Origin of the sequence: Escherichia sp. E2748, assembly GCF_005781125.1 — a bacterium.
Classification (GTDB): domain Bacteria; phylum Pseudomonadota; class Gammaproteobacteria; order Enterobacterales; family Enterobacteriaceae; genus Escherichia.
Map to the genome: position 1 here is coordinate 36,976 of NZ_VATP01000003.1, position 16,521 is coordinate 53,496.

Sequence of the window (16,521 nt, forward strand, 5' to 3'; positions counted from 1 at the left end):
TTATTTCCTCCGCAACGTTACGCCGCCGGAAACCGCATCACCCTCTTTCTGTAACGCGTCCTGTTGCACAACATAATCTGCCGCCAGTGCGCTACGCAGTTTGTCGAAACTGGCAAAGTTCGCGGCCCGCAGCTGGAGGTGAAGCGTCTGCCGTTTTTGATCAAAGGTGAAACCACGCATCTCGATGTCGGAAAGTGACTCTGATTTCAGAGTACTGGCGATCGCTGACAATTCTGCGAGCAGCCGGGTATCGTCGGCCTGCGGGCGATATTTTTTAAGCGCCATCGTCACCTGAGAGCGTAAATTCACAATCCGCTTCTGCTCCGGGAACAGCGTTAAGAACTGCTTCTCCGCCTGGGCGCGGCTTTGCGCCACCTGCTCGCTGACGCTCCATAATGTCACGCCCCGTTCCACTGCCAGCGCAACCAGAATCAGCAATATCGGCAGAATCATCACCCGCCAGCGCGCCCACTGTTTTCGGTAGCTGACACGAGTCTGCCATGGCCCTGTTAGCAGGTTCCCTTCCGGTTCGCCATAAGTGGTAATGGCGGGCAGGGCCGTAACGGTCAGGCGTTCGGCGTCTGCGCCAGACCATGCAGATAGCTCTTCCGGTGCAATACCGACCACGGTTAGCGAAAGCGGTAAATCCTGCTCATTGAGCTGGGCGCGGAACATGACCGGAGCCAGCGCCCGCCCGGCGCTCCATCCGCGACATTCATCGATGCGGCAAATAACCCGTTGCGCATCGCCAGCCATAAATCCACAAGGAATGGACATCCAGTCCGGCGCAACAGTCGCGCGGGTGATGCCGTTTTCCTGCAACCACTGCGCAATGTTGCGCATATGCTGTTGGTGAATCACTGCCACGGTTGCCAGTTGCTGGTCGATTTTCAACGGGGCGAAATGCAGTTCGTCAATATCCTGGTTCAGCTCTTCTTCCAGTAAGGCGGGCAGAATAGTCGGTATCTGCTTGCGGGCAACATCAGGCAGTTCAACCTGCCAGACGCTGATCCATTCGCCGGGGATGTAGAGTCGAATCGCATCGGTTTGCAGCCATTGCTGAAGACGTTCGTCGGCAGCGTCAGGCCAGGTGCCGTGCTCCACGTCGGGTGTATGGCGCTGCCAACGGATGGGGTCGGAGGCGCAAAGCGGGAAAAAAATCTCAAGCATGGAACTCACTCACTTTCTCCTGTCTGATGCCAGAGAACAGAAAAGTGTTGTGGGCCCATGCGGACAATTAACGAGTTCATCGTCAGTTCAATCTCATTCACGGTGATATCTGAACGCAGCCAGAAGTAATTGCTGTCCACGCTCAGGACGGTTTTTAGCTGTTTTTTAGTACGCTCATCGACGTCAGCAAGTAGCGGCTGTGCAAGAAACTGATCGACATCTTCCCAGCCCTTCGCTGGACGTTGTTGTAATAACGCCCGCGCCTGAACAGGACTTAACCACGGGTCAAACAGCGCCTCAAGAATCACACTTTGCGTGACGTCTAAGGTATTGATGTTGATTTGCTGGCGGGTCATCGGCAGCGCACAGACCAGCGGTTTCAGTTTTTGATAAAGCCCGGCGTCCATTCCCTGCACCACGCGCATCTCGCTGATATCCGCCAGCGGTTGATTCGCGGCGTAGAATGGCACCGAACGGGCGAGATACTCGCTGTCTTCACGCCCCAGACGCGTCTGCACGCTGCGGTCCTCGTCAATAAACTCCCACAGGCTTTCGGCTATCAGTTCGGCCCGATAGGCAGGCACATCCAGGCGCGAGATCAGGGCAATCAGTTGTTGCACTGCGAGCGGACGCGACGCCGTTGTGGGCTGAGCAAGGGCATTCAGGTTAAAGCAGGCCTGTGCGTCACGCAGAGTGACGCCGATTTGCCCCTGCGGCAGTGGGAAAAAACGAGGGCCAGAAGCCCACGGCTGCGCCAGATGCACGCATTGTTCATTTTTCAGGCTCAGACTGAGCGCGCTCAGCGCCAGGCTTTCTGCACTGGCGCTGTACCACAGCGCCTGCTGGTACTCCTGCTGGCTGCGCGTTCTTCCAAGTTGTTGCTGCATCCGCCCGGAAAGCGTGATGGTTACCAGCATCATGACCGCCAGCAATACCAGCACCACGACCAGTGCCATTCCGCGTTTTGGTGGTGAGATGATCATGATAATTGCGGCCCGCGTAACAACCAGATGCGTTCAATCTCGCCCCATTGCGGCGAGTGCAGGGTCATGCGCACCGCCACTGGGATCGCCTGTACTGACGACCAGCTCTCCTGCCAGCGCGTGCCGTCGTAGAACTGCAAGCGGAGCGAATCCGCCGGAATCAACTTTTGCATTGTCGGCTTCACGCTGCCTGCGGCATCGGTCAGCGGCCAGGCTAACCGTTCGAGATAACCGTCATGAATGCGGTAACCGACGGTGAGCAGATTACTGCGTGGCAGACGCATCAACGGGTTAACCACACCGCCGCGCACAAAACGCATTCCTTCACTCTCAGACGCCAGCACGCCAGCGCCAGCCAGTAACGCTGGTTCACGCTGGCCCTGATCGCCTCTTACCGGACGCGGCATCATTTGGGTCAGATCGTGGTTTAAAAAACTCATCGTTTGCTGCATGAGGTTTAGTTTTTGATCGTGTCCGGCGACGGCGCTATTCACGCGCGTGACGCCGTTTGTCACCTGCTGCGCCATCAGTGCCAGCGAGGCAAAAATGGCAATTGCCACCAGCATTTCCAGTAACGTGAAACCAGCGCGAGTCCTTCTCACTGTTGGCCTCCCACGGCGCTAAACCAGGCGCGTCGTGACTGAATCACCGACGAAAAGTCTTCGTGACGGCTGACTTCAATATCCACCGCCTGAAGTAGCGCATTACCTGTATTCAGCGGGATCGTTCGCCAGTACCAGCGGCTTCCTGCCATATCGCTCTCGCCCTGATGTCTGACCGCCCGCTGCTCGCGGGTCATCAGGTAGAGCAGCGCGGTCTGGTTTTCAGCTACCCAGCCCGCTACCGTTTTTTCCTCAAGCACCTGCTGATTGTTCAGCGCGCCGCTGGCAATCTGTAACACTGCCGTGGCAGCCAGCGCAAAAATCGCCAGCGCGAGCATCACTTCCAGCAAGGTAAATCCGCGCTTCATGGCATCCTCTCATCACATTGATTGAGAGATAACGCACCATCGTGCGCCAGTTTTACCGCCCAACATGCGTTTTGCGCCGCAGAGTAAAAGCGCAGCGTAAACGGCGTGACGGGTTCGAAAGGCGAGAAGCGGATCTGCGGCGTCTTCTTTTTCGCCTCTTTTTGCAGCTCCAGTTCAATATCGTGCAGTGTCAGGCGGCGACGTTGCAGCTCCAGCGCATACTCCTTCTGCCAGATATCACTTCCGGGTTGTAACAGCATCTGCACCTGCTTCGGCACCGTAACCTGTGCCGATAACCGGGTCGCAGAAACGGGCAGCCACTGCCCCTGACGACGCTGCATAAACTGGTAGCCAGGCGGGTCGATTAACACACCGAGTGTTTGCCCTTCGATCACTGCCCTGTCCTTAAACTGCGCAAAGCGGGCCAGGAAATCCTGCGCCGCTTTTTTCGCAGGCGGTTCAGAATCGGTCGCAAACGTCTGTACCACGCCCGCACTGGCAAGGCCGATAAGGAAAATCACCAGCATGATTTCCAGAAGTGTGAATCCGCGTTCAGGCACTGATTACTGAAACTCCTGCAAATTCCAGTTACCGATATCTGCGCCAGCACCTTCCCCGTTTTCCTGACCATCTGCCCCCAGGGTATAAACATCAAACAGCCCTTTTTCACCCGGGCTGAGGTACTGATAATCATTGCCCCACGGATCCTTTGGCAGTCGTTTAATGTATCCACCGGTACGGTAGTTGCGGGCGTCCGCCATATTGGCCGGTTGCTGGATCAGCGCCTCAAGCCCCTGCTCGGTAGTCGGATAACGCCCGTTATCCAGTCGGTACATATCCAGCGCGTTTTCCAGCGCCACGATATCGCTGATGGCTTTTTGCCGATCCGCTTTCTCTTTGTTGCCCAAAAGGTTAGGCACCACCAGACTTGCCAGGACGCCAAGAATAACAATCACCACCATCACTTCCAGCAGGGTAAAACCTGCCCGTGGTTTTTGTGTGCGGGATAACGAATTCATGTGATAACTCCGTAAATTACATTCCAACCATATTGTTCAGTTGCAGCATCGGTTCGAGGATGGCGATGACGATAAACAGCACCACGCCCGCCATCATCACCACCAGCGCCGGTTCAAACAGTCCTAACGCCAGCCCCACCTGGGTATCAAATTCCCGTTCCTGGTTGACCGCGGCCTGTTCAAGCATGGTTTCCAGTTCGCCACTCTGTTCACCGGAGGCAATCATGTACAGCATCATCGGCGGGAACAGGCGCAACTCCGCCAGCGCAGCGCGCAGACTGCTTCCTTCGCGGACGCGGTCTGCCGCCAGCAGCAGTTGTTGTTCGACATAGCGATTTGCCGACACGGCGGCAGCGGTCTGAATGCCTTCCAGTAGCGGAACACTGCTGGCGGTGAGGATGCTTAAGGTGCGGGAAAAACGCGCCGTATTCAGCCCGCGCGCAACACGCCCCGTCACGGGCAGGCGCAGCAGGGTTTTATCCCAGCGCAGGCGCATAGCGGGATTTTTAAGTAGCCGTTGCCCCAACACCAGAAGCCCCAGCAGACCAGCCAGCCAGTAAACACCGCTGGCCTGTAACGCGTCACTCATGGCGATAAGCGCGCGGGTGGAGGCGGGCAGCGCGTGTCCGAGATGATCAAACTGTTCGATAATTTTCGGCACCACCGCCGTCAGCAAAATAGTGACCACGCCCGTTGCCACCACCAGCAGTACCAACGGATAGAGCATAGCCTGCAGCAGGCGTGATTTCAGGCGCTGCCGCTGTTCGGTGTAATCCGCAAGGCGATTGAGCACCACGTCGAGATGCCCGGATTTTTCTCCGGCGGCTACCATCGAACAAAACAGGGAGTCAAAGACGCGGGGATGTTCGCGCAGGCTGTCCGACAGGGTGTAACCTTCCTGAATCCGGCTGCGCAGCGCCATTCCGAGGCTTTTCACATGCAGTTTTTCACTTTGCTCACTGACCGCCTGTAAGCAGGTTTCCAGCGGCATTGCTGCCTGCACCAGCGTTGCCAGTTGGCGAGTGAACAGCGCCAGATCTGCCGCCGCCACACGACGATGTGCGTGTCGCCGACGCTGCAACATTCCCCCTGTAGAAGCATTCATCCGGGCTTCAATGTTCACAGGGATAAGCTCTTTAGCGCGCAACAACTGGCGGGCATGACGCGCGGAATCCGCCTCAATCATGCCTTTGGTTTTGCGACCATTACGCTCCAGCGCCTGATAGTAAAACAGTGCCATTACGCCTCCATCGTGACCCGCAGAACTTCATCGAGAGAGGTTTCTCCGGCGAGCACTTTCTCAATGCCGTTGCTGCGGATGCCCGCAGAGTGTTGCCGGACATAACGTTCCAGCTCCAGTTCCCCGGCCTGACGGTGGATCAAATCACGCAATGTGGCGTCTACCACGATCAGCTCATGGATGGCAGTACGTCCGCGAAAACCTTTGTGATTACAGGCGGGGCAGCCCTGCGGATGGTACAGAGTGACAGTACGCGCGTCGGTAATCCCCAGCAGGCGTTTTTCTTCGTCAGTGGCAGGCGCAGCCTGGCGGCAGTCGGAGCACAGCGTGCGGACCAGTCGCTGCGCCATCACGCCCGTCAGACTGGAAGAGAGCAGGAAAGGCTCCACGCCCATATCCTGCAAACGCGTAATCGCCCCCACCGCCGTGTTGGTATGCAGCGTGGAAAGTACCAGGTGCCCGGTCAATGACGCCTGAACGGCGATTTCTGCGGTTTCGGTATCGCGGATCTCACCGACCATCACCACATCCGGGTCCTGACGCAAAATCGCGCGCAGGCCACGGGCGAAGGTCATACCGACGCGGGTGTTGACCTGCGTCTGACCGATCCCTTCAATCATGTATTCGATGGGGTCTTCAACCGTGAGAATGTTGCGCGAATGGTTGTTCAGCTCCTGCAATCCGGCGTACAGCGTGGTGCTTTTGCCGGAACCCGTCGGCCCCGTCACCAGAAAGATGCCGTGCGGTTTGTGTAACAGCTGGCGCAACTGCACTGTCAGTTGCTGACTTAAACCCAGACGCTCCAGCGTCAGGCGGGCCTGGTTTTTGTCCAGCAGTCGCAGCACCACGCGCTCGCCCCAGGCGGAAGGCATGGTGGAGACACGCACGTCAATCGCCCGACCGCCCAGCAGCAGTGCAATACGTCCATCCTGCGGTACGCGCTTTTCGGCGATATCCAGCCGCGCCATTACCTTAATACGCGATACCAGCAGCGAGGCCAGTTTGCGCCCCGGGCGCAGCATTTCATGTAATGTGCCGTCAACACGAAAACGGATCACCAGACTCTTTTCAAACGTCTCGATGTGGATATCCGAAGCGCCTTCTTTAATCGCCTCTGCCAGCATGGCGTTGATCAGTTTGATGATCGGCGCATCGTCGTCACTTTCCAGCAGATCTTCCGTTTCTGGCAGTTCTTCAGCGAGGGTAAAGAAGTCTTCGGCGGAACCGAGATCTTCCATCAGCTGGCGGGCCTCGGAAGAGTCCCGCTGCCAGACCGCATTCAGCCGCTGTTCAAATTCGGCCTCGTCGATTTGCCGCAGCGTAAAGGGCGCGTTCAGCCCCCGCTGCAGCTCCTGCAAAACAGAGAGCGACAACGGATGAACATGGAGGATCTCCAGCGACGCTTCGCACCATGCCACCAGGCTAAACCGACGGCTGAAACTGTAGGGCAGACGCACGGTGTTAGCGGTGGTTTCCTGTGCTACAGGCACCATTAACGCGTTCTCCCGGCATTAAGGAACGCGCGAACTTCCGGCGGTAGAGCCTGATTTTGCGCAGGCAGTACCGGCTGCGCGGTGTGCGGCATCAGGCTTAAGCCTTGCTCATCACGATAGATCTGCTCGGCGCGCATATAATTATATTTGCGCTGCGACACGCCGTCTGCCGCCATACCGTCACGCAGAATGGTTGGACGGATAAACACCATCAGGTTACGTTTTTCTTTTTTATCCGCCGTCGATTTAAACAGGTTACCAATCAACGGGATATCGCCAAGCAGCGGCACTTTCGCCACGCTTTCTCCCGCCTGGTCGTCCATCAGGCCGCCAAGCACGATCAGCTCGCCATCATTAGCCAGCACGGTAGTTTTCAGTTTGCGCTCGCCAAACACGACGTCGAGGCTGGTCTGTCCTTCCACCTTCGAGACTTCCTGCTCAATCACCATCTGTACCGCGTTACCTTCGTTAATCTGCGGCGTGACTTTCAGCATGATGCCGACTTTTTTCCTCTCTACCGTATTGAAAGGATTGCTGTTATTGGAGCCAACGGTAGAGCCGGTTAATACCGGAACGTCCTGGCCCACCATGAAGAAGGCTTCCTGGTTGTCCAGCGTGGTGATACTCGGCGTGGAGAGGACGTTCGAGCTGGAGTCGTTTTTGACCGCCTGTACCAGCGCCATCCAGTCGCCTTTCACCACGCCAACCGCCGTACCGCTAAAGCCGGAAAGTAGCTGGGCGAGCGTGGAGAGATCACCGTTGGTATCCGGGTTAATGGTGGTGGCACCGTTTTCGCTGATCACCGTCGAGCCTTTCTGCGGTTTCGCCTGAGAAATCGCTGCCCCCAGCGTGCCGATAGGGATCTGCGTACCGTTGGCAAACTGCATTAATCCGGCATCTTTCGACGCCCACTGCACACCGAAGTTGATATTGCTGCCTTCGGCAACTTCCACGATCAACGCCTCGACATGCACCTGAGCACGGCGAATATCCAGTTGTTCAATCACGCTTTGCAGCGACTGCATGATGTCCTGCGGCGCAGTAACAATCAGGGCATTACTGTGTTTGCTGGCGGCGATGGAGACAACCTCACGCCCGCTACCGACCGTGCCTTCCGCCTCTTCTTTAGCCGCCGTGAGCGTGCCGCTGACCTGCTTCAGCACATCGACCAGATCTTCCGCTTTGCTGTATTTGAGATAGAACACCTGGCTGTTGCCGCTACGCTCCATTTCTGAGTCCAGCCGACGGATCAGGCGGCGCATTTTGTCTCGCGTGGCGGGGTCACCGCTGACAATCACACTGTTGGTGCGTTCGTCGGCGACAATTTGAGATTTCAGCGTTGCTGGCTGGTTCTCGCCGCTATTTTTAGTCAGGCTTTCCAGCACGCGGGCGATTTCCGAAGCCGAGGCGTTATCCAGCGGGATTACCTCTTCAGTGCGATTTCCCGCATGATCCACACGCTGGATCACTTCCGTCAGGCGCTCCACGACGGAGGCACGTCCGGTGAGCATAATTACGTTGGAGGGATCGTAATTGACGACGTTGCCGGACCCCGCACTGTCGATCATCTGGCGCAAAATCGGCGCCAGCTCGCGGACCGAAACATTGCGTACCGGCACTACTTTGGTGACCATTTCATCGCCCGCGTAGTTGTCGCTGCCTTCACCGACCAGCGGCAGCGGCTCGACTTTCGCGGCACTGGATTTCACCACCTTCAGCACGTCGTTTTCCATCGGTACGACGGCATACCCCTGTGCTTCCAGCAGGTTAAGGAATAGCTGGTAATACTGACGTTCATTGAGCGGGGTCATGGTGCGAATACTCACTTTCCCCTGTACGCCCGGCCCCATAATGATGGTCTTATTAAGGTTAGCGCCGACGGTTTCGATGAACGATTTCAGGTCGGTATCTTTAAAATTAGCGGTGAAAGTGGCTTCTTCCGCCCAGACCGGTGAACTACATAATGCCGCTGCCAGCACCAGCGGCAGTAAACGCTTTTTTGTTTTGAGGCCAGTTGTCTTCTTACGCCAGACCGACAACGTAATATCACGCCAAAACACGATGAATGATTCTCCTGGATTAAATGCGGTTAGCGCAGCGCGATGGAAATGTCGTAGCGCGCACCCTTGCGTAAAACCGTAAGTTGAATGGAATCCATTGAAGGTAACTGCCGCATCAGAGCAATCATTGCTCGTGGATCAGTGAAATCCTGCTGATTTAGCGCAATGGCGATATCGCCTTCCTTGAAACCGCTGGCATCGAACAGAGAACGATCTGCCCCCGGTTTCACTGCATAACCGACAATCCCCTCCTTACGCACAGGCGTAAGCTGGATATAGTTAAAAATTTTCTGCGGATCTTTCGCCAGCGCCTGACGCACGGCAGCCGGGATCTCAACGGGCGCACTGACAGCAGGCTCAGCAACAGCTTGCTTTGCTTCGTCACTGGCGGCTTTTTTGTTGGTCACGGCTACGGTGGAACGCTCCTCTTCAGCCAGACTCAGGCGCTCTATTTTTCCCTGATAGCGCAGCATCACATGGTCGCGGTTGATTTCCTCAATCACCGCGTTGTGAGAGCCAAGCCGTTCGCCCTGCAAATAAACCTGTTGTTTGCCGCCTTCTTCAATAACCGCGCCGGGTCTGGCACCAAAGGCGATCCCACGCAGCACCACATTAAGACGCGTTTCTGCCACAGGCGCAGGTTCGGGTTGTTTTACCGGCGCGGCGACGGGCTGATATTTGCCAAACCAGTTTTGTTGGCTGATTAATTGCACGTCATTTTTATCGAACGGTTTTGCACCTGCACGGGTCGGTTTATTCGCCGATGGGGAAACCTCCGTATATTTCGCAGAAAAGGAGATATAACGCCAGAGTGAATACGCCACTTTTGCAGAAATAATAAGCAGCATCAGCCAGAACATCGCGCGGGCAATTTTGCGCAGATGCTCTTTGTCTGTATTAAGAGATTGTCTCTGGCTAAATGTGTGACGAATTTTTGTCAGCCATTGAATGAGATAAATTCGTGCGTCACGAAAAACAACCCGCGCCAATTTATATACCCGACGTTATGCTTTGACTATTCCACAGGTGGTACGATCCAGTTTCCGCTGATACTGGTTACCTGTGCGTGTATCATTAATCGTTATGCTGTAATTAATTCCCTCGGTGATCATTAATTTCACCGTCGGATCAGCGCACATTTGTCGTTGGTAGCTGGTTAAAAAGGCGTCAGGCGTCTGCGTGGTCTGAGTACCCGCTTCGCTGATAATGGTCATTTTTACCGTCGTGCCGCTACTTTGCGCCAGCACTAAGGTATATCCCGCAGATTTAATCGGCAGGTTTTGGCTGATATTTTGCGCCTGTTTTTTCGCCAGTAAACTGGCATTTTCATTATGGCTGGCGCAGCCACTTAATAATCCTGTAACGCTCAACAATAGCGATATTAATACCCTCCCTGGCATTTGTTTTATCGACATGGTAAATAATCTCTAAGGTTATTAATAAGAGTTAAAATGTCACTTCGATAATGACGTGGTTATCATTAAAACAATGCCTGTAGATAAAGTGTTGCTATACCGCCCAGACTTAAACACGGTCCAAAAGGCAGTGTGGTTGATCCTCTTTTTGTAATAACGGCATATATCAGGCCGCAGCATGAGGCGATTAAAGCAACATTGGGCAGCGACAACGGCCCCACCCAACTACCTAACGCAGCGAACAATAATACATCGCCCATGCCTAATGCTTCTTTACGCAGAACTATTCCGGCTATCCAGCGCAGGGAGTAAAAAGTGATAAACCCCACCAGTACGCCGGTGACTGCGTCTTGTAGCGTTAACGGACTCTGTTGCGCCCATGCCGCAATCAGCCCGGTCCACAATACGCCCTGAGTAAAAACATCGGGCAGCCATTGGTGATCGAGGTCGATGATGCTCGCGGCAATCAGCCAGGCGGATAATATCATCACCGCCAGCCCCCATCCACTTTCCGGCCATACCTGACTCGCAAGCAAAAAAGCGAGTGCCGTCAATAACTCGACCAGCGGATAACGCTTGCTGATTTTCGCCTGACAGTCGCGGCAGCGCCCTTTGAGCATCAGCCAGGAGAGCAGCGGAATATTGTCACGTATCCGGATGGTCTGCTGACAATGCGGACAGTGCGAACGCGGCAGCGCAAGGCTTATTTTTGACTGCGCACTCGGCATTTCACCGTGAAACTCCGCCATTTGTTGACGAAGCATGATAGGGTAACGCCAAATCACCACATTCAAAAAACTGCCGATGATTAATCCTCCGACGGTTGCCAGGACGGGCATCGCCGCGGGGTATTGCTGAAAAACATCAAAAAGCATGGTTAAAGGTTATTTGTTGTAACTTGCCGGATGCGGCGTGAACGCCTTATCCGCCTACAGGTGTCTGCCAACGTAAATAATCGCGGCTTTCCCTCCAGGCCCGATAAGCTGGCGCATCGGGCAAATGTGTTAACCCGGTGCGCCTTATTTCATGCCGGATGCGGCGTGAACGCCTTATCCGGCCTACGGGTGTCTGCCAACGCAAATAATCGCGGCTTTCCCCGTCTGTAGGCCCGATAAGCTGGCGCATCGGGCATATGTGTTAACCCGATGCACCTTATTTCATGCCGGATGCGGCGCGAGCGCCTTATCCGGTTTATTCAGCAGGCATCGAATACTCGGTAACCTTGTTAATGGTTTCCGGTCCTCCTTGCTGCGGTTTCGGCAGACCAAGCGCAGCGAGCTTGTTGTAAGCCGACTGGCTCACACCGCCCTCGAAGCTCATATCGCTTGCCCCCGGCAGCTGATAAGCATTCGCGCCCGGATTCCATTTCTTAAAGAACTCCGAAAGATCCGTCTGAGCGACCCAGGAGGCACACAGCATCAGCGTGTCGGCAGCGTTACCATTGGATTCAGCACAGTAATTCTTGCCACCAAAGGTCTTGTCACCAACATCATCGCCGCGTGCTTTACGATGCATCAACTGGAACAGGTTCCAGCCTTTCATCCCTTCACGCTCGCTGTAGAACTCTGGCAGCTTGCTATCTGGATACCATTTCTTGATATCAAAGTTTTTCTCTGCCCATTCCTTCAGCTGCGCGTACATCAGCAGACGGTCACCCGCACCGCCGCGCGCCCATGCCTGACCGTTGCTCTCGTCCAGATATTCCGGCGCGACGGTAATATCTTCAGCGACACGGTTCATCTTGCCGAGATAGCGATCCTGCATGTACAGCGCCAGCACGTTGTTCGCCACTTCAGTTGCGCCCGGTACAGTCAGTGGTGTTTCTGCGGCGTTATGCCCTACTTCATGCCAGATCAGCCAGTCGTTCAGCGGCGTCGTCGGCAGCGTGGTGCTGTTCGTCGAGAAGCTGCTGTTCATTACCGGATAACCAGAGTGCGCATCACCGATGGAGATCTGCACATCGTTGGTGAAACGGTGTTTGTGACCCGGCAAGTTTTCAAAGGTAAACATCCGGTGGTCGCCGTTTTCGCCATCGCGTCCGTAGAAGTCATTCATCGAGCTGGCAAAGGTATCCAGATCCTCAGCGAATTGTTTCAGGCCGCCCGTGTAATTGCTGGCATTCAGGTTCTTCTTCGGAGTGGTATAGACGAACGACGCAGACTCCAGTTCGCCCAGCGGCGCAGGGGAGTTCAGATCGTTTTTCCATTCGCCGTCTTTATAGAACGGCGCTTTTACCACACCGGTAAAGGTGAAATTGGCTGACTCATTCTTTGAGCTGTTGCCCTTGATATAAATCAGACCACCGTAAGGCACCTTGAAGGTCACCGTGCCTTGAGCATCCAGATCATAGGTTTTCGTCACTTTTGGCGGACGGTTCAGAGCAACTTCATGCTTCTCACGTCCGGTCAGGTCGTCGGCCAGCGCCACGGTGACAGTCACAGGAACGTTCGCATTGGACTTAATGCTGACTTCCTGCTGAGCCGGAGCCCACAGGCCTGTAGACTGCATGTTACCCGCAAACCATTTGGTCGGACTCGAGTACAGGCTGATGCTTTCAGTAACCTCCTGCCCTTCTGCCGATACCGCTCCCGGATATTTCTCGACATCAACCTTAATGTTCAGATCCCACCAGGAACGACCCAGCATCAGGCGTGTCAGCGGTTTTTCCATATAGTTGAGCGGATAGCTCGGGTTCATCATGCCCGCTTTGGCAGTTGTATCTCCGTAGATCATATTGTTATCGACCAGCGATTTTTTCAGATCTGCAGAACACAGCGTGCCTTCGGTATAGGCATTGTTGGCGTAGCAGTTCAGGAACTCGGTGAACGTTTTAAAGCCCAGCTCGTCTTCCTTGCCGCTTTCATAGCGGTATTTAATGTCGTTCCACAGCCAGACCGTCATGTTCTGGTACAAACGTTCAAGATCGACGCTGTTCAGACGCTCACCTTTACGACCATTGGTACGGAAGTAAAGCTCGTGCTGATACAGGCGCTGAATGTTGGTGCCTAAATCCGCAGCCTGCACCATCGCTTTCGCGGTGTCGGCGCTGAGATTCAGTTGCGTATATTGCGGAACATACATGCCACCCGTTACCGGAACGTTCGTGCCAGGACGGTATTCCAGACAGTTGACCTCATAGTGGTAGTCAGGATCCTTACACTCTTCCAGCCCCGGGAACGCTTTAAAGATTTTATCCTTTGCAGCCTTCAAAGAATCTTCCGTCTTATGCTCCGCCACATCAATAAAGGCATAACGAGTTACCTGCTCACCATCCACATCCTCCAGCCAGCTGGCTACTTCCAGTTTCGGTTTCTTATCAGGTTTGTTATCAATCTGATATTTCCAGGTAACTTCGCCTGTCTCAGAATTAATGGTGTACGGCAGCGCACCTTCCACAACCGGATAACGTTCATAAACCCACATCCCTTTTTCATTCAACTGACGAACGCGATCCGGATACCCTTGAGGATCATTATTCACCACCGACTTGTTAAGAGCCATCGACAGACCTGCGGCATCCAACAGGCGCACAAAGCCAGACGCGCTCTCTTCCTTAAGATTGCTCATCACGTTTTCCATGATCAGCACCGAACCACCTTTGTTCAGATAGGCGATCAGATCGGTCACATCCTGCTGGCTCAGCTTCGGTTTGCTGGTATCTGCACGCAGAGGCACTGCATAGGGATCGTTCCACACCTGAGTCACATACTCAAAGCCGTTAAGGATCAGCAGTGGCATTTCCTGCGGATCGAGATCGCCATAGCTACTTAAATGCTCAACAGAGATACCCGCAAAATCCGGATGGAAGCCAAACGCAGCACTGTTTCCTGTAACCTGCCCATGTTTTTTGAAATACACCGTGTCCAGGTTAGTACCCACGGTCATATTGGATTTTGCATCCGGCAACCAGCGATCATTTGACAGATAGCGCAACACGTTCTGCATGAAGTTCTTCATGTCGTCCGAGTCGCTGTTGAGCGTACACTGTCCGTCTTTATTAACGCTCCCGTTCCAACTATAACCATTCGGGCAACGCAAAATGCTGTTGTAGTGTGGGTTACCGATAACCATCAGTTTGCCCTCACCGACTTGCCCCAGCGAGATAAACGGCAGGTTGAAGGTGGCAGTTTCGCGTGTCACGTTCTCCGGGCGCACAATAGAAGGCGCTTCAGTAATGTACGCCAGCTCATTTTTATCCCAGGCGCGTTTTTCGCCGAAGGCCAGCCAGTAGTTTTTATCATTACGCGCCATCAGAATCGGGAATGCCGCGTTGGAGATATTTACCACCGCCTGACCGCGCGCATTACCGGTGCTGCCATAGAAGTTGGTGGAGTCATGGAAGACGTGGAAATTCGTCACAGATTTGTACTCTTTATCCACACCCCACAGCTTGTTGATAACGCCCTGAATCTGACCTTCGTTAACATTGCGCGTCGTCAGCGAGAACCAGCGCTGAGAGTTGCAGCCCCCAAGGGAGTCACAAATCGCCGTATCAATCTCTTTAGCCTGCCCGGATTCAAACTGCTCAAGAAATTCGTTTGTCCGCTCAAAGGTTTGATCGCCTTCGCTCAACGCCTCGCCATTGGATAACGAGAGATTGATAATCTCGTTGATCACGTTGGGATACTCGGCAAAGACCTTGCGCACTACGTCCGGCACTTCACGCTCATCATTTTTTCCGGCCTGGGAGTAACGATGAATCAGCTGATCGACATTCGCGCCGCGAACTTCGTCGCCCAGCTCAGTCAACGCAATGGTCGACTTATTGCCGCGTACTGAGCCCAGTTCAAAGGTGTCGATACCAAAGGAGATGGTTTCGCCCCAGCTGAAGTTGAATTTGCCGTTTTCGCCAGTCACGCCACGGCCTGAGCTGGTGTAGTAATTTACGCCAACCACACCATTGCCCATGCTATCTACCAGTCGGCCTTCGGAGAGAATGATTTCCGTAGGTTGATACTGATAAAACTGTTCCGCGTTAGCCGACACGAAGGAAGCGTTCAGATCCGGTTTTGTTCCCGGTGTGGTGACTGGCACAACCGGTGAAGTATGAGTGGATGGCGCTTTATCAGTCGCGGCATTGTTTTCCACCTCTTCATTGACCAGCTTTTTGAACTCTTCCGGTGCCAGATCGATTTGCTTATACAGCGAGTCGAAGCGTTTACTCTCGATCACCGAGGAGAACGTCAGGCAAACCTGTTCTGTATCCGCCGGACAACTGTTCATGGAGGTTACCAGCGAGAGCGCATTGCTTTTCTTGTCATCGGACCCCGCCAGTTCTTGCGCATCCTCAAGGCTAAACGACACTTTTTCAACCGCACGCAAGCTACGCGCAGCTTCTGACTGAGTGTTGAAGGTGGCAATTGTCGTGTTACCTGCCACGCAAGTAACGTTCTCGCCAGGTGTAAAAGTAAAGCCGTCGCTGGATTCACCATTACATTTAGCACCGATTACCCGCTGGCTTCCGCCCAGGGTCAGATAACCTGTTTTCGTAGGAACAGGTTCTGGCTCCGGTTCTGGCGTTGGCTCTGGCTCAGGTGTCGGGTCCGGAGTAGGTTCAGGCTCCGGCGTCGGCTCCGGGGTTGGCGTTGGGTCGGGTTTCACTTCCGGCAAAGACCCGGTTCCAGAATCTACAGGCGGAGTATCGGAGGAAGAACCTGAACCGCCGCCATCACAACCGGTTAATAAGGTTGCGCTTAAAATAGCCGCTAAAAGCGATTTTTTATATTTAAATTTCTTATTCATTAATAACGCAAGTGACAAAATATAGTTAAAAAATTCGTAACTGGGGAAATAGTTTTATGTTTTACCTTCTCTAGTAACTTCCTCCATTCTTAAGAAAACTGCATTATTGATAACGAAACAGGTGAAATTTATAAGAATATCCCCTATTCGATGTCAGACGGGGTATTTATAAAATGATTCAACAAACAAAAAAGTAACAATTATTCACAATGTAACTATCCCAAGTTGTTGATAGTTTTAACGATTGCGATTGCAAAAGCAACAGATAGCACGGTGTTTGCTCATCAAGCGAACACAATTAATACAGACTTGTTTTGCGTGACAAAAAAATAGCTATTCTCACCCCCTTAATTATTTAGCGAGTTATCTGAACACGAAATATTATTTATGCATGGATAATAAACAACGAAATGATTTTACAATTATTTA

The 16,521-nt window shown here is 53.8% G+C and carries 13 protein-coding genes; all 13 read right to left on the reverse strand.

Going from position 1 to position 16,521, the window contains the following annotated elements; translation table 11 throughout:
• Positions 1 to 1,179 (reverse strand): type II secretion system protein GspL, encoded by a 1,179-nt coding sequence (gspL, locus tag FEK42_RS05880; RefSeq protein WP_135492304.1) that lies wholly within the window; start codon positions 1,177 to 1,179, stop codon positions 1 to 3.
• Entirely contained in the window at positions 1,176 to 2,153 is a 978-nt protein-coding gene (gene gspK / locus FEK42_RS05885; protein WP_135492302.1) for a type II secretion system minor pseudopilin GspK, read from the reverse strand. Before gspK ends, gspL begins: the two co-directional genes overlap by 4 nt.
• Entirely contained in the window at positions 2,150 to 2,755 is a 606-nt protein-coding gene (gene gspJ / locus FEK42_RS05890; RefSeq protein ID WP_001525630.1) for a type II secretion system minor pseudopilin GspJ, read from the reverse strand. Before gspJ ends, gspK begins: the two co-directional genes overlap by 4 nt.
• Positions 2,752 to 3,123 (reverse strand): type II secretion system minor pseudopilin GspI, encoded by a 372-nt coding sequence (gene gspI, locus FEK42_RS05895; protein ID WP_135492300.1) that lies wholly within the window; start codon positions 3,121 to 3,123, stop codon positions 2,752 to 2,754. The genes gspJ and gspI overlap by 4 nt, the downstream gene beginning before the upstream one ends.
• Positions 3,120 to 3,683, reverse strand: a complete 564-nt coding sequence (gene gspH / locus FEK42_RS05900; RefSeq protein WP_135492298.1) for a type II secretion system minor pseudopilin GspH — start codon at positions 3,681 to 3,683, stop codon at positions 3,120 to 3,122. Before gspH ends, gspI begins: the two co-directional genes overlap by 4 nt.
• 3 nt (positions 3,684 to 3,686) lie before the next feature.
• Entirely contained in the window at positions 3,687 to 4,142 is a 456-nt protein-coding gene (gene gspG, locus FEK42_RS05905) for a type II secretion system major pseudopilin GspG (protein ID WP_001087289.1), read from the reverse strand.
• A gap of 16 nt (positions 4,143 to 4,158) precedes the next feature.
• Positions 4,159 to 5,382: a type II secretion system inner membrane protein GspF gene (gene gspF, locus FEK42_RS05910; protein WP_138211767.1), complete on the reverse strand. Its 1,224-nt coding sequence runs from the start codon at positions 5,380 to 5,382 to the stop codon at positions 4,159 to 4,161.
• On the reverse strand, positions 5,382 to 6,875 hold the full coding sequence (gene gspE / locus FEK42_RS05915; protein WP_130207987.1) for a type II secretion system ATPase GspE: 1,494 nt from the start codon (positions 6,873 to 6,875) through the stop codon (positions 5,382 to 5,384). The genes gspF and gspE overlap by 1 nt, the downstream gene beginning before the upstream one ends.
• Positions 6,875 to 8,935 carry a type II secretion system secretin GspD gene (gene gspD / locus FEK42_RS05920; RefSeq protein ID WP_000498829.1) on the reverse strand — a complete coding sequence of 687 codons (2,061 nt, stop codon included), beginning with the start codon at positions 8,933 to 8,935 and terminating at the stop codon, positions 6,875 to 6,877. The genes gspE and gspD overlap by 1 nt, the downstream gene beginning before the upstream one ends.
• Before the next feature lie 29 nt (positions 8,936 to 8,964).
• A complete protein-coding gene (gene gspC, locus FEK42_RS05925; RefSeq protein ID WP_135492296.1) occupies positions 8,965 to 9,924 on the reverse strand; it encodes a type II secretion system protein GspC in 960 nt (319 codons plus the stop codon).
• A 15-nt stretch (positions 9,925 to 9,939) separates the two neighbouring features.
• Positions 9,940 to 10,350 (reverse strand): type II secretion system pilot lipoprotein GspS-beta, encoded by a 411-nt coding sequence (gene gspS2, locus FEK42_RS05930; protein WP_001324279.1) that lies wholly within the window; start codon positions 10,348 to 10,350, stop codon positions 9,940 to 9,942.
• Between the two features lie 65 nt (positions 10,351 to 10,415).
• On the reverse strand, positions 10,416 to 11,225 hold the full coding sequence (gene pppA, locus FEK42_RS05935) for a prepilin peptidase PppA (protein ID WP_135407845.1): 810 nt from the start codon (positions 11,223 to 11,225) through the stop codon (positions 10,416 to 10,418).
• Positions 11,226 to 11,541: 316 nt separating this feature from the next.
• Positions 11,542 to 16,092 carry a lipoprotein metalloprotease SslE gene (gene sslE, locus FEK42_RS05945; protein WP_135492292.1) on the reverse strand — a complete coding sequence of 1,517 codons (4,551 nt, stop codon included), beginning with the start codon at positions 16,090 to 16,092 and terminating at the stop codon, positions 11,542 to 11,544.
• Positions 16,093 to 16,521: the final 429 nt, after the last annotated feature.